The sequence below is a fragment of the Streptomyces sp. NPDC001903 genome, from assembly GCF_042891345.1.
Taxonomy (GTDB): Bacteria; Actinomycetota; Actinomycetes; order Streptomycetales; family Streptomycetaceae; genus Streptomyces.
The window spans coordinates 95,149-107,573 of record NZ_JBIASZ010000005.1 but is presented as its reverse complement, the minus strand read 5'-3'; the positions used below and the strand labels follow the sequence as shown (position 1 = coordinate 107,573).

Sequence of the window (12,425 nt, the reverse complement as noted above, 5' to 3'; positions counted from 1 at the left end):
ACGTCAGGTCGCTCCTCCGCGGCAGGCCGTTGTGGGGGGAATCACCTGTGCTGTCACCCGGGGGAGCGACGGTGGGCACGGGCGTGCCGGTGCACTGCCGTGCCGGGGGGTGGGGGCGAGGCTACCTTCGGAATATGGACACGTCCTGGTGGCCCGCGGCGGCCGCGGTGGTGGCCGTGGTGCTGGTGGTGCTGGTCGCGGGGCGGCGGCAGGGGCCGTCCCGGCGGATCCCGCCGCCGCACGGGCCGGGCGCGGCCCCGCGGCCGCGCCCCGGTGAGCTGTGGTCCCTCGCCGACGGGCGGCTGTGCCTGGTGCTGGCGGTGGCTTCCGTACGGGCCCACCGCGCGCGGGTCGCGTGGATCACCGGGAAGTACGACGACCGGCGGGCCGGGGTGATCCCGCTGCCGCCGGGGACGGTGGGGGCGCAGGGCCGGGCGGGCTTCCTGGAGGCGGACCGGCCGGCGGAGGTGTGGGTGTGGGAGTTCGCCGTGCGGCTGGGAGTCCTGGATCCCGCGGTGTGGGACGAGGTCAAGGGACTCGGAGGTGGGGCGTGATCCGGTTGAGGCGCGTGTACGACCCCCCGGAGCCGGAGGCGGACGGGGTGCGGGTCCTGGTGGACCGGCTGTGGCCGCGGGGCCTGGCGAAGGCGGCGGCCGCGGTGGACGAGTGGCCGAAGGCGGTGACCCCGTCGGGGGAACTGCGGAAGTGGTTCCACGCGGGCGGATCGCGGGAGGAGTTCCGGCAACGGTACGAGGCGGAGCTCGCGGAGCCGGCCGCCGCCGCGGAGCTGGACCGGCTGCGCGGCTTGGCCGGGGCGGGCCCGCTGACCCTCCTGACCGCGGTCAAGGACCCCGCGTCCAGCCACGCCGCCGTCCTCGCGGAGCTGCTTTCCGGCTGACACCAGGCCGCTACGCGGGGTGCCGGACCCCGCGAGCCCGGCCTGTTCGGCGGGACGCCCCCCAGGGGGTGTCTTGCCGCGAGCCCGGCATGATCGGCGAGACGCCCCCTAGGCCCAGAGCTGGCCCTGGAGGGTCTCGATCGCTTCCTCCGTCGTCTTCGCCGTGTAGACGCCCGTCGACAGGTACTTCCAGCCGCCGTCGGCCACGACGAAGACGATGTCCGCGCTCTCTCCGGCCGCGACCGCCTTGCGGCCCACGCCGATCGCCGCGTGCAGGGCGGCGCCGGTGGAGACGCCCGCGAAGATGCCCTCCTGCTGGAGGAGTTCGCGGGTGCGGGTCACCGCGTCCGCCGAGCCCACCGAGAAGCGGGTCGTCAGGACCGAGGCGTCGTACAGCTCGGGGACGAAGCCCTCGTCGAGGTTGCGCAGGCCGTAGACCAGGTCGTCGTACCGCGGCTCCGCCGCCACGATCCGTACGCCCGGCACGTGCTCGCGCAGGTAGCGGCCCACGCCCATCAGGGTGCCCGTCGTGCCCAGGCCCGCCACGAAGTGGGTGATCGAGGGCAGGTCCCGCAGGATCTCGGGGCCGGTGGTCGCGTAGTGCGCGCCCGCGTTGTCGGGGTTCCCGTACTGGTAGAGCATCACCCAGTCGGGGTGCTCCGCCGCCAGCTCCTTGGCCACCCGGACCGCGGTGTTCGACCCGCCCGCCGCCGGCGAAGAGATGATCTCGGCTCCCCACATGGCCAGCAGGTCGCGCCGCTCCTGGGAGGTGTTCTCCGGCATGACGCACACGATCCGGTAGCCCTTGAGCTTGGCCGCCATCGCCAGCGAGATGCCGGTGTTGCCCGAGGTCGGCTCCAGGATCGTGCAGCCGGGGGTGAGCCGGCCGTCCTTCTCGGCCTGCTCGACCATGTGGAGCGCGGGGCGGTCCTTGATCGAGCCGGTCGGGTTCCGGTCCTCCAGCTTGGCCCAGATGCGGACGTCGTCCGAGGGCGACAGCCGGGGCAGCCGGACGAGCGGCGTGTTGCCGACCGCGGCCAGCGGGGAGTCGTAGCGCATCAGACGGAGCCGCCGGCGACCGCCGGGAGGATGGTGACGCTGTCGCCGTCCTTGAGGGCGGTGGAGATGCCGTCCAGGAAGCGGACGTCCTCGTCGTTGAGGTAGACGTTCACGAAGCGGCGCAGCTTGCCGCCGTCCACGATGCGCTCCTCAATGCCCTTGTGGCGCGTCTCCAGGTCCGCGAACAGCTCGGACAGCGTGGTGCCCTCACCGCTGACGGCCTTCTCGCCGTCGGTGTAGGTGCGGAGGATGGTGGGGATGCGGACCTCGATGGCCATGGCAGGCTCCAGTGGTGAAGTAAGCGGGAGGGGCGAAAGGGCGCGCGGCGCAAGGCCCCCGCGCGAGGGGCTGTGGTGCTCAGGCGGCAGGACAGATGCTGCTGGCGAGGCGGCACAGGTCGACGTGCAGCCGCGCCACGAGCAGCAGGCTGCCGGGCGTCTCGATGCTCACGTCGTGGGGAACCATGCGGTCATGTTAACGATTCCCGGTCCCCCGTTTGGAGTGTGATCCCGCATTGTGGACGCAAACCGCTCACATCGTGGTCAGTAGCCCGCTACGACCTGCACTTCTTCCTCCGTGATGACGCCTTCGACGATCCGGTACGAGCGGAACTGGAACTCTCCGAGGCCGTCGGTGTCCGCCGTGGAGACCAGGACGTAGTGCGCGCCGGGCTCGTTCGCGTACGTGACGTCCGTGCGGGAGGGGTAGGCCTCGGTCGCGGTGTGCGAGTGGTAGACGATCACGGGCTCCTCGTCCCGGTCGTCGAGCTCGCGGTAGAGCTTCAGCAGATCCTTCGAGTCGAACTCGTAGAACGTGGGCGAGCGGGCCGCGTTGAGCATCGGGACGAACCGCTCGGGGCGGTCGGTGCCGGCCGGACCGGCCACGATGCCGCAGGCCTCGTCGGGGTGGTCCTTGCGGGCGTGCTCGACGATCCGGTCGTACAGCGCCTGGGTGAGGGTCAGCATGGTCGACAGGATAAGCAGACGGGCCCTCCCGTACCGAGGTGTGGTACGGGAGGGCCCGAATGCTGGACACGGCCGGTCAGGCGACCGGCTCCGAGACCTTGCCGGCCTTGTTGAAGGCGGCTCCGGCCGGGTTGCGCTTCTTGAGCACCAGGTAGGAGACGCCCAGGATCAGGCCCCACAGCGGCGCGCAGTACAGCGAGACGCGGGAGTCCTTGTCGATGCCCATCATCACGATGACCATGCCGATGAACAGCAGGGCGAACCAGCTGGTCCACGGGGCGCCGGGAGCCCGGAAGGGGGACTGCGGCAGCTCGCCGCGGTCGGCCTTGGCGCGGTAGCGGATCTGGCAGACCAGGATCATGATCCAGGCCCACATGCCGGAGATGGTGGCGAAGGAGACGACGTAGTCGAAGGCCTTGCCCGGGGCGACGTAGTTGATCCAGACGCCCACCAGCATCAGCGCGGCGGAGAAGGTGGTGCCCACGAGCGGGGTGCCGCTCTTGGTGAGCTTGGTGAAGAACTTCGGGCCCTGGCCGTTGAGCGCGAGGTCGCGCAGCATGCGGCCGGTGGAGTACATGCCCGAGTTGCAGGAGGAGAGCGCGGCGGTCAGCACGACGAAGTTGACGATCGCGGCGCCGACGCCGAGGCCCATCTTCTCGAAGGCCAGCACGAACGGGCTCTCGCCCGCCTTGAAGTTGGACCACGGGATGACCGACATGATCATGATGAGCGCGCCGACGTAGAAGACGGCGATGCGCCACGGCACGGTGTTGATGGCCTTGGGCAGGGTCTTCTCGGGGTCCTTGGACTCGCCGGCGGTGACGCCGACCAGCTCGACCGCCAGGAAGGCGAACATGACGATCTGGAGCGTCATCAGCGTCTCGCCGATGCCGTTCGGGAAGAAGCCGCGGTCGCTCCAGAGGTTGGAGACGGAGGCGGTGGCGGCGGCGTCGGAGAAGCCGACGGTGAGGATGCCGGCGCAGATCAGGATCATGCCGACGATGGCGGTGACCTTGACCATGGAGAACCAGAACTCGAGCTCGCCGAAGAGCTTCACCGAGATCAGGTTGGCGGCGTAGAGGATGACCGTGAAGATCAGCGCGTAGGCCCACTGCGGGAAGCTGTCATGGGTCCAGTACGACATGTACTTGGCGGCCGCGGTCACCTCGGTGATGCCGGTGACCACCCAGAAGAGCCAGTACGTCCACCCGGTCGCGTACCCCCAGAAGGGGCCGAGGAACTCCCGGGCGTAGTCCGAGAAGGAGCCCGAGACCGGGCGGTACATCAGCAGCTCGCCGAGGGCGCGCATGATGAAGAAGATGACCAGGCCCGCGATGGCGTAGGCCAGGATCAGGCTGGGGCCCGCCTTCGAGATCGCCTTGCCGGCGCCCAGGAAGAGGCCGGTGCCGATGGCTCCGCCGATCGCGATCATCTGGATCTGGCGGGCTCCGAGTGCGCGGTGGTATCCCTCGCCACCCTCGGCCGCGGCGCCCTCGCCGGGCGTCTTGTCGTGCTGCTCGACCTGCACAAAGGTCATGTCTTGGTGCGCCTTTCTCCACGCCGACCCGCGCCTCGAAGGCAGCGGATCGGGTCCTCGATCCCCCCGGATACGGATGGAGTTGCACCCGGCGGTCAGCCGGTTCAAGCGGGCCGGGGACATGGGTGGCGCCCCGCGGCGGTCGTGAAGATTTATCACGGGCTTATTGATAGCCGCGGCAGGGAAAAGTGATCCGGGTCACAAGAAATTCGGGACAGAGGTCCCGAAACGGATCAGACCACCGCATCGCGGTGATCTGATCGTTATCCGGATTTGAGCGTCCGCTGAGCGAACGGCGTTCGTGTCGTCGGAATTCTCAGAGCGTTTCGATCAGCGTCTCCTGGAGGCCACCGAGCCACAGGTACGCCATCACCATCGGCTTGCGCGGATCCTCGTCCGGCAGCCGGAAGAGCACCGCGCTCTCGTCGTCCTCGGTGATGTCCAGGCGCGCGGCGATCGTCAGGCGCAGGTCGTTGAGCGCGCCCAGCCAGCGCAGCGGGAGCTCCCCGGTGAGCTCCAGCACGGCCGCCCCGCCCTCGCCGTCGGGGGCGAGCCCGTCCAGGCTCCGTACGACGGCCAGCGCGTCCTCCCGCTTGCGGGTGCGCAGGTCGTTCTCGGTGAACCTGCGGAACTCCGCCGACCGGGCGGCCAGCTCGGCCGGGTCCACCTTCTGGTCCTCGGGGCCGGGGCCGCCGTAGGCGTCGGGGAAGAGCCGGATCAGCGCGGGGTCGGAGGGCCGCTCGGTGGGTCCCTGGTTGGCCTCGGCGAAGAGCACGGCGAGCGGGTCGGCGTCCTCCTCGGGCTCGGGCGCGCCCGGCCCGATGAGCTCCAGCAGCTGTACGGCCAGCGAGCGCAGGATGGAGATCTCGATCTCGTCCAGCGCGATGGCGGCGCCGCCACCCCCCAGGGCTTCGAACATCCCGGCGGAGCGCCCCATCAGATGCGGTCCTGGGAGAGGGTCGCCCACAGGCCGTAGCCGTGCATGGCCTGCACGTCGCGCTCCATTTCCTCGCGGGTGCCGCTGGACACGATCGCCCGCCCCTTGTGGTGGACGTCGAGCATCAGCTTGTGCGCCTTGTCCTTCGAATAGCCGAAGTACGCCTGGAACACGTACGTCACGTAGCTCATGAGGTTGACCGGGTCGTTGTGCACCAGGGTCACCCAGGGAACGTCGGGTTCTGGGACCGCGAAGGTCTCTTCGGCCGACTCGGTGCGTTCGATCTCAATGGGAGCAACACTCACTTGTCCCATGCTGCCACTGCGACCGGCCGGTCGCACAAACGGGTCCCGAGATCTCGTCACTCTGACGAAATGTGCGCTAGCATCCGAGGCATGAACCCTGCGGACCTGGGCCTGCCGGTGGACGTGCCGTCGACAGCGCTCTTCACGGATCATTACGAGCTCACGATGCTGCAGGCCGCCCTGGCGAACGGCACCGCCGACCGCCGGTCGGTCTTCGAGGTCTTCACCCGCCGGCTGCCCGAGGGGCGCCGCTACGGGGTGGTGGCGGGCACCGGCCGCGTCCTGGACGCGGTGGAGAACTTCCGCTTCGACACGGCCGTGCTGGAGTTCCTGCGCGAGCGGGCCGTCGTCGACATGCGGACGCTGGACTGGCTGGCCTCGTACCGCTTCTCCGGCGACATCTGGGGCTACCCGGAGGGCGAGGTCTACTTCCCCGGCTCGCCGCTCCTGCGCGTCGAGGGCAGCTTCGCCGAGTGCGTGCTGCTGGAGACCGTGATCCTGTCGATCCTGAACCACGACTCGGCGATCGCGGCCGCGGCCTCCCGGATGGCCTCGGCGGCCGGCGGCCGGCCGCTGATCGAGATGGGCGCGCGGCGCACGCACGAGCTGGCCGCGGTGGCCGCCTCGCGGGCCGCGTACGTCGGCGGCTTCACCTCCACCTCGGACCTGGCGGCCGGCTTCCGGTACGGGATCCCGACGGTCGGGACCTCGGCGCACGCCTTCACGCTGGTGCACGACACCGAGCGGGACGCCTTCCAGGCCCAGGTGGCCTCGCTGGGCAGCGGGACCACCCTGCTGGTCGACACCTACGACGTGGCCGAGGCCGTGCGGACGGCCGTCGAGGTCGCCGGTACGGGGCTGGGGGCGGTCCGGATCGACTCCGGCGACCTGCTGCTGGTCGCGCACCGGGTGCGCCAGCAGCTCGACGAGCTGGGGGCGACGGGGACGAGGATCGTGGTCACCTCGGACCTCGACGAGTACGCGATCGCCTCGCTGGCGGCGGCCCCGGTGGACGCGTACGGGGTCGGCACGCAGCTGGTGACGGGCAGCGGGCACCCGACGTGCTCGATGGTCTACAAGCTGGTGGCACGGGCCGCCTCGGCCGACCCGAAGGCGCCGCTGGTGCCGGTGGCGAAGAAGTCCTCGGGCGGCAAGACCTCGATCGGCGGCCGCAAGTGGGCGGCGCGGCGGACGGACGCGGAGGGCGTCGCGGAGGCGGAGGTCGTCGGGACCGGCGCGGTCCCGGCTTCGCTCGCGGACACCCAGCTCCTGGTCCAGCTGGTCAAGGCGGGCGAGGTCGTGGCGCGCGAGTCCCTGGAGGCCGCGCGCGACCGCCACCGCGAGGCCCTCGCGAGCCTCCCGCTCTCCGCGACGCAGCTGTCGCGGGGCGAGGCCGTGATCCCGACCGAGTACGCGTAGCCCCTGCGGGCAGGCCCCGCGGGCGGCCCGCCCCGGTTTCGGGGAGGGGCGGGGCGGGGGAAGAGCCCGCCCAGCGGCACACACGACAACCGAAGGACACGCGACATGCACCGCGCACTGATCGTCGTCGACGTACAGAACGACTTCTGCGAAGGCGGCAGCCTCGCGGTCACCGGCGGGGCCGATGTCGCCGCCGCGATCACCGAGCTGATCGGCCAGGCCACGGCCGGCTACCGGCACGTGGTCGCGACCCGCGACCACCACGTCGACCCCGGGTCGCACTTCGCGCACCCCCCGGCCGAGCCGGACTACGAGACCTCCTGGCCGGTCCACTGCGTCGCCGGCACCGAGGGCGTCGGGTTCCACCCGAACTTCGCCCCCGCCGTCGCCTCCGGCGCCGTCGCCGCGGTCTTCGACAAGGGCGCGTACGAGGCCGCGTACAGCGGTTTCGAGGGCGCCGACGAGAACGGCACCCGGCTCGCGCAGTGGCTGCGCGACCGGCAGGTCGGCGAGGTCGACGTCGTCGGGATCGCCACCGACCACTGCGTACGGGCCACGGCCCTCGACGCCGCCCGCGAGGGCTTCGCCACGCGCGTGCTGCTGGACCTGACGGCCGCAGTGGCCCCCCAGACGACCGCACGGGCCGTGGAGGAGCTCCGCTCGGCCGGCGTCGAGCTGATCGGCGAGAGCCCCCGCCAGGGGTCCTAGGGGGTGTCCGCAAAGTCCCGCCTGCCCCGCGGCGCCCGGCACGCGCTCTCGGCGCACCGGGCGAAATCCCGAGTACGTCCAGTACACGGGCTTCCGCCCGGCACACCGAGAGCACGCACCGGACGCCGCGGGAGCGCCCTGCGGGCGCACGGCGCTACTTTGCGGACACCCCCTAGGGACGCCTGGCGGGGGCCCCTCGCCAGGCCTAGTGCCCCAGCAGGGCCCGGATCGGGTGCCAGAGCTCCTGCGCCCGGTCCGGGGCGCCGCGCCACAGCAGTCCGTCCGGGTGGTGCAGGACGGCCGTGACCTCGTCCGGGGTCGGCGGCTGTGCGTTGCCGCGCAGGTACACCGCCCGCATGCCGAGGTTCCGCAGCCTGGTCAGGGCGCGGGCCCGGTTCGCGGCGTGCACCAGGACGCGGACGTTCCCGCCCTCGCCGCAGGGCCTCGGCAGCGTGAGCGCGACCACCACGCTGCCGCCTGGCAATCTGACGAAACCTCCACCGGGCATGATCTTCAGCTCCCCCGTCAATAAGAAAAACTCGCACCCGCATCTAAACGCGATCGGCCGCCGCCCGCTAGGGGGCGACGGCCGATCATGCTTTGACCTGCAGGTTTACCGAATTACTTGGCGGCGGGGCCGACCTCGACCGTCATCTGGAGACCGTCGTACGGCTCCTTCACGATCTTGATCTTGGTGTTGGTGTCAGCGACCTTCACCGAACCGGTCGGGTTCTCGTCGTAGTAGTACTTGCCCTTGTGGTCGTCGAAGACCAGGTTCGCGGGCTTCGGCTTCAGGAACAGCGACTCACCGTTCTTGTGCAGGGTGAACGCGTCCGTCGAGTACGCGCTGAACGTCGCGTCGTACGGCTGGATCTTGTTGCGCAGCAGGGTGCCGTCCGACCACTTCATCGGCTTGGCGTTGGCGTCGATCGGGAGGATCAGACCCGAGCCCGGGTGCTGGCTGGTGTTGTTGTCCTTCTGGGACTTGTCCCACAGCCAGATCAGCAGGCCGTCCTGGTACGGGTAGTGCTCGACCCAGCCCGGCTTGGAGTTGGCCCAGCCGAAGTTGTACGGGCCCACCTTGAGGGTGGAGTCGTACGAGACGTAGCGGCGGTTCTCCGCGATGTAGTACTGCGGGTACTCCTTGGTGAACCCGGCACCGACGCGGGAGAAGCCCTTGCCGGTCCAGCCGTTGTCGCCGTTCTCGGCGCCGTCGGTGAACAGGGTCTGGCCGTCCGCGGTGATCGCGAGGGCGTCGGCGGTGAAGCCCTTGCCGCCCGCGCCGCCGTCCGTCTGGTAGCGGAAGCGGAGGTCGATCTTCTTGCCGGCGTAGGCGTCGAGCGGGAACTTCAGGTCCTGCCAGCCGCCGGAGACGTCGGTCAGACCGGCGTTGCCCGCGGCGTCGGCCGGGATGGCCTTGCCATTGGCCGTGCCGTTCAGGACGGTCCAGGTGGCGCCGCCGTCGGTGGACACCTCGGTGTAGAGGTAGTCGTAGTCCTTCTCGATGTCCCACCAGCCCTTGAGGGACAGGGCGGCGGAGGACTTGCCGGTCAGGTCGACCGAGCGGGTGAGGGTGTTCTTGAGGTCGTCACCCATGTTGCTCCACCACTGCGAGGAGCCCTCGGCGGGAGCGACGATGTCGGTCTTGACCTGCTTCTTCGGCAGCTCGACGACCAGCGCCTGCTTGTCCTTGGTGTTGTACTCCGACACACCCAGCTTGTGGGTGGACTTCGTCGCGGCCTTGGCCGTGTCGTAGTTCAGCCAGCCCAGCTGGAGCTTGTCCCAGGCGGTCATGTCGCCCGGCATGTCGCCTATGGAGTCCTTGCCCTCGCCGAGCCAGGAGCCGGCGGACATCAGGGACCAGAAGCCGACCGAGTTCTCGCCGCCACCGGAGGTGTCGTAGAGGTCCGGCAGACCGAGGTCGTGGCCGTACTCGTGCGCGAAGACGCCGAGGCCGCCGTTCTCCGGCTGCATCGTGTAGTCGCCGACCCAGATGCCGGTGCTGCCGATCTGGGTGCCGCCGGCCTTGTTGTTCGCCGGGCCGGTCTTGCCCGCGTCGGTGCCGTAGGCGTACCAGCGGTGCGCCCACAGGGCGTTGGTGCCCTGCACGCCGCCGCCGGCCGACTCGTCCTCGCCCGCGTGGACGATCTGGAAGTGGTCGATGTAGCCGTCGGGCTCGTTGAAGTTGCCGTCGCCGTCGAAGTCGTTGCGGTCCCACTGGTCGTACTGGGCCAGCGTGGCCTTGATCTCGGCGTCGGTCTTGCCGGCCTTCTTCTGGGCGTCGACCCACGCGTTGACACCGTCGCGGACGGTGTCCCACACGTTGGCGCAGTTGGTCTGGCCGCAGTAGTTCGAGCCGTAGCGGGCCTCGTTGTTCGGGATCTTGACCCAGTCGGCGACCTGGCCGTCGACCGAGTAGCGACCCGAGGAGGTCTTCTCGTAGTAGGTCTTCAGCGAGTCCTTCCCCTTGCCGGTACCGAAGTACAGGTCCTGGAAGTAGTCGCGGCTGAAGTCCTTGCGCCAGGCGGTGCTGTTGTTGTCCTTGCGGTCCGGCTGCGCGATGGTGTTGTGCAGCGGACCGGGGGTGCCGCCGTACTTCGGGACCGCCGGCTTGGGGCCGTCGGGACCGTCCGGGTCGAACATGGTCGTGTTGTCGACCTGGTCGCCGAACTCGACGAGGATCGTGAAGATCTTGTCGGTCTTCTCGCGGCCGAGCTCCACGTACTTCTTGTCGTCGAGCTTGACGACCTTGGAAGCGCCCCGCTGCTCCACGGTCTTCTTGCCGGACAGGACCTGGTCCAGGGCGGCTTCGCGCGCCTGCGCCTGCTGGTCGCTGAACGGGCCCTTCAGGTTGTGCTGGACCTGCTCCTTGGCGGGAGCGGTCGGGTCCTGGCGGTCCGCGGCGGGCGCGGTCGACGGCGCCTCGGAAGCCTGGGCGGTGACGAGGAAGGCGCCGGAGGCCGCGGTGGCGGCCAGGGTCACACCGACGGCTGCGGCGCGCAGCGCTCGTCTGCGAGCGGAATTGCTGGTCACTTGATGTCGTTCCCCTCCCGCGGCCGCGACACAGGTCGGAACATCTCCGTTGGAGTGGGGGGTTCCGCGCGGCGCGCGTCTCAAGTGACGACATTTGACCGGAGAGTCGAGGGAAAAGACAGACCTTGACTTGTTCCTTACAACTGCACTATGCGGTCAGGCAGTTCCGGTATACGGACGTTCCTCTGCCATATGGGACGAAGGCCGCTTCCCACCCCCGGCGCGTGACACGGGAATGATCCCGTACGCCCCCCATGCGCCGGGCACCGTGGGTTAGGTCACGCTTACTGGCGGTTCCGCCCGGGAATCCACCGACGTAGAGTCCCTTCACGCGCGACCTAGTTGAGCAGACTCCCCCTCCCCGCCTTGAGGACGGATACCGCCATGCCGCGTCCGACTGCAGCCCAGTTGTTCTACGGGTCCGCGACCGTCGTCGTGTCGACCATCGCCATGCTGCTGCTCTCGCAGACGAGCACGGGGCGCGGGATCGCCGTCATCACCACCGCCGCCCTGGCCCTCGGACTGCTCGTCGCGCTCACCGCGGCCAGCCCCCGCCGGCGCGGCCGCCACGCGACTCCGGCCGGGACGGCCCGCGTCACCGCCCGTACCGCCCGGGTTTCCCCCGGTGTTACCGAAATCACGCCCGCGAGCGGGCCTCAGGCCGCGCCCGAGCCGGCCCCCGCGGACGCGGCGGCGGCCGCCCGGGTGCCTGAGCCCCGGGCGGCCGCCGTCGAACAGCCGGTGCACCACTGAGCCGTACGCCGGTGCACTCCTTCGTTATGCGCTGACCACCACCGTCTTGCCCACCTTGTCGTGAAGGCCCTGCTTGTAGGGCTTGTCCACGAGGATCGACACGATCAGCACGATCTGCCAGAGGCAGGGGCAGCAGATGAGCGCCGGCAGCCAGAGCATCGCGGCGCGCCCGAGCGAGGCGCCCGACTGCGGGACGCTGCCGTCGTTGAGCATCGCCACGCGCAGCCCGAGCGCCCTCTTGCCGATGGTCCTGCCGTCCTTCTTCGCGAACCACCAGTCGTAGCCGACGAAGAACAGGATCGAGATCAGCGTCATCGCCAGGCCGCTGCCGCTGTACGACTTGGTGAAGACCTCACTGACGTCCTCGCCCTTGTTCGTCTCGACCGTGTACCGGTTGGTGCCGAACGCCAGCTGGATGAGGAACAGCGGGATGAGCACGATGATCACGTCGATGATGCGGGCGCCCAGCCGCTTGCCGAAGTCCGCGAGCGGGGGCATCCCGGCGAGCGGGTCGGGCATGCCGTAGCCGCCGCTGCCGCCGTACGGGCCTCCGGGCGGCGGGGGCGGCGGCGGGGGCGGGTATCCGCCGCCGCCTCCCGCACCGCCGTACGGGCCGCCCGGCGGCGGGGGCGGCGGACCGCCCGGGGGCCGGTCGTACGGCGACCCGCCCGACGGAGGCGTCGGTTCCTGGGGCTTCTTGAGGAACGGGTCGTCCTCGGGCGGCTGGCCCGGCGGCGGCTGATCGGTACTCATGGCCCGAGTCGAACCCGGCTCCGCGGACCCCGCAACGGGACGGCGTCCGTTCGGGGGA

General features: G+C 70.3%; 15 protein-coding genes. 5 read left to right on the top strand and 10 right to left on the bottom strand.

The features are described from left to right. The first annotated feature begins 134 nt into the window (after window positions 1-134). A complete protein-coding gene (locus ACFYZS_RS12980) occupies window positions 135-554 on the top strand; it encodes a hypothetical protein (protein ID WP_389010498.1) in 420 nt (139 codons plus the stop codon). Continuing rightward, window positions 551-898: a DUF488 domain-containing protein gene (locus ACFYZS_RS12975; protein WP_389010495.1), complete on the top strand. Its 348-nt coding sequence runs from the start codon at window positions 551-553 to the stop codon at window positions 896-898. Before ACFYZS_RS12980 ends, ACFYZS_RS12975 begins: the two co-directional genes overlap by 4 nt. 108 nt (window positions 899-1,006) lie before the next feature. Here the strand turns inward: ACFYZS_RS12975 and ACFYZS_RS12970 are convergent, their stop codons facing one another. From ACFYZS_RS12970 to clpS, 7 genes are all read right to left on the bottom strand, one after another. Next, entirely contained in the window at window positions 1,007-1,957 is a 951-nt protein-coding gene (locus ACFYZS_RS12970) for a PLP-dependent cysteine synthase family protein (RefSeq protein ID WP_030158636.1), read from the bottom strand. Then, entirely contained in the window at window positions 1,957-2,235 is a 279-nt protein-coding gene (locus tag ACFYZS_RS12965) for a MoaD/ThiS family protein (RefSeq protein WP_030866524.1), read from the bottom strand. The genes ACFYZS_RS12970 and ACFYZS_RS12965 overlap by 1 nt, the downstream gene beginning before the upstream one ends. A 79-nt stretch (window positions 2,236-2,314) precedes the next feature. Continuing rightward, a complete protein-coding gene (locus ACFYZS_RS12960) occupies window positions 2,315-2,422 on the bottom strand; it encodes a putative leader peptide (RefSeq protein WP_361920146.1) in 108 nt (35 codons plus the stop codon). Between the two features lie 77 nt (window positions 2,423-2,499). After that, a complete protein-coding gene (locus ACFYZS_RS12955) occupies window positions 2,500-2,922 on the bottom strand; it encodes a Mov34/MPN/PAD-1 family protein (RefSeq protein ID WP_389010490.1) in 423 nt (140 codons plus the stop codon). Window positions 2,923-2,998: 76 nt separating this feature from the next. After that, window positions 2,999-4,459 (bottom strand): amino acid permease, encoded by a 1,461-nt coding sequence (locus ACFYZS_RS12950; protein ID WP_389010487.1) that lies wholly within the window; start codon window positions 4,457-4,459, stop codon window positions 2,999-3,001. Between the two features lie 316 nt (window positions 4,460-4,775). Continuing rightward, a complete protein-coding gene (locus tag ACFYZS_RS12945) occupies window positions 4,776-5,396 on the bottom strand; it encodes a DUF2017 domain-containing protein (protein ID WP_389010484.1) in 621 nt (206 codons plus the stop codon). Further along, window positions 5,396-5,710, bottom strand: a complete 315-nt coding sequence (gene clpS / locus ACFYZS_RS12940) for an ATP-dependent Clp protease adapter ClpS (RefSeq protein WP_030866534.1) — start codon at window positions 5,708-5,710, stop codon at window positions 5,396-5,398. The genes ACFYZS_RS12945 and clpS overlap by 1 nt, the downstream gene beginning before the upstream one ends. Before the next feature lie 81 nt (window positions 5,711-5,791). Between clpS and ACFYZS_RS12935 the strand changes: the two genes are divergently transcribed. Further along, window positions 5,792-7,120, top strand: a complete 1,329-nt coding sequence (locus tag ACFYZS_RS12935) for a nicotinate phosphoribosyltransferase (protein WP_389010481.1) — start codon at window positions 5,792-5,794, stop codon at window positions 7,118-7,120. A gap of 105 nt (window positions 7,121-7,225) precedes the next feature. Further along, a complete protein-coding gene (locus tag ACFYZS_RS12930) occupies window positions 7,226-7,828 on the top strand; it encodes a nicotinamidase (protein WP_389010478.1) in 603 nt (200 codons plus the stop codon). A 205-nt stretch (window positions 7,829-8,033) separates the two neighbouring features. On the opposite strand, the gene ACFYZS_RS12925 is transcribed toward ACFYZS_RS12930, so the two are convergent. Then, entirely contained in the window at window positions 8,034-8,336 is a 303-nt protein-coding gene (locus ACFYZS_RS12925; protein WP_030158646.1) for a hypothetical protein, read from the bottom strand. A gap of 113 nt (window positions 8,337-8,449) precedes the next feature. Beyond that, window positions 8,450-10,861 (bottom strand): immune inhibitor A domain-containing protein, encoded by a 2,412-nt coding sequence (locus ACFYZS_RS12920; RefSeq protein ID WP_389010475.1) that lies wholly within the window; start codon window positions 10,859-10,861, stop codon window positions 8,450-8,452. Between the two features lie 384 nt (window positions 10,862-11,245). Between ACFYZS_RS12920 and ACFYZS_RS12915 the strand changes: the two genes are divergently transcribed. After that, window positions 11,246-11,614, top strand: coding sequence for a hypothetical protein (locus tag ACFYZS_RS12915; protein WP_389010472.1), 369 nt, complete (start codon window positions 11,246-11,248; stop codon window positions 11,612-11,614). Between the two features lie 24 nt (window positions 11,615-11,638). On the opposite strand, the gene ACFYZS_RS12910 is transcribed toward ACFYZS_RS12915, so the two are convergent. Next, window positions 11,639-12,367 (bottom strand): RDD family protein, encoded by a 729-nt coding sequence (locus ACFYZS_RS12910; RefSeq protein ID WP_389010469.1) that lies wholly within the window; start codon window positions 12,365-12,367, stop codon window positions 11,639-11,641. Window positions 12,368-12,425 lie beyond the last annotated feature (58 nt).

Bases quoted from the DNA above. Each gene is read 5' to 3' on its own strand.
- ACFYZS_RS12980 (WP_389010498.1), top strand. From the start codon at position 135: ATGGACACGTCCTGGTGGCCCGCGGCGGCCGCGGTGGTGGCCGTGGTG.
- ACFYZS_RS12970 (WP_030158636.1), bottom strand. From the start codon at position 1,957: ATGCGCTACGACTCCCCGCTGGCCGCGGTCGGCAACACGCCGCTCGTC.
- ACFYZS_RS12965 (WP_030866524.1), bottom strand. From the start codon at position 2,235: ATGGCCATCGAGGTCCGCATCCCCACCATCCTCCGCACCTACACCGAC.
- ACFYZS_RS12960 (WP_361920146.1), bottom strand. From the start codon at position 2,422: ATGGTTCCCCACGACGTGAGCATCGAGACGCCCGGCAGCCTGCTGCTC.
- ACFYZS_RS12955 (WP_389010490.1), bottom strand. From the start codon at position 2,922: ATGCTGACCCTCACCCAGGCGCTGTACGACCGGATCGTCGAGCACGCC.
- ACFYZS_RS12950 (WP_389010487.1), bottom strand. From the start codon at position 4,459: ATGACCTTTGTGCAGGTCGAGCAGCACGACAAGACGCCCGGCGAGGGC.
- ACFYZS_RS12945 (WP_389010484.1), bottom strand. From the start codon at position 5,396: ATGGGGCGCTCCGCCGGGATGTTCGAAGCCCTGGGGGGTGGCGGCGCC.
- clpS (WP_030866534.1), bottom strand. From the start codon at position 5,710: ATGGGACAAGTGAGTGTTGCTCCCATTGAGATCGAACGCACCGAGTCG.
- ACFYZS_RS12935 (WP_389010481.1), top strand. From the start codon at position 5,792: ATGAACCCTGCGGACCTGGGCCTGCCGGTGGACGTGCCGTCGACAGCG.
- ACFYZS_RS12930 (WP_389010478.1), top strand. From the start codon at position 7,226: ATGCACCGCGCACTGATCGTCGTCGACGTACAGAACGACTTCTGCGAA.
- ACFYZS_RS12925 (WP_030158646.1), bottom strand. From the start codon at position 8,336: ATGCCCGGTGGAGGTTTCGTCAGATTGCCAGGCGGCAGCGTGGTGGTC.
- ACFYZS_RS12915 (WP_389010472.1), top strand. From the start codon at position 11,246: ATGCCGCGTCCGACTGCAGCCCAGTTGTTCTACGGGTCCGCGACCGTC.
- ACFYZS_RS12910 (WP_389010469.1), bottom strand. From the start codon at position 12,367: ATGAGTACCGATCAGCCGCCGCCGGGCCAGCCGCCCGAGGACGACCCG.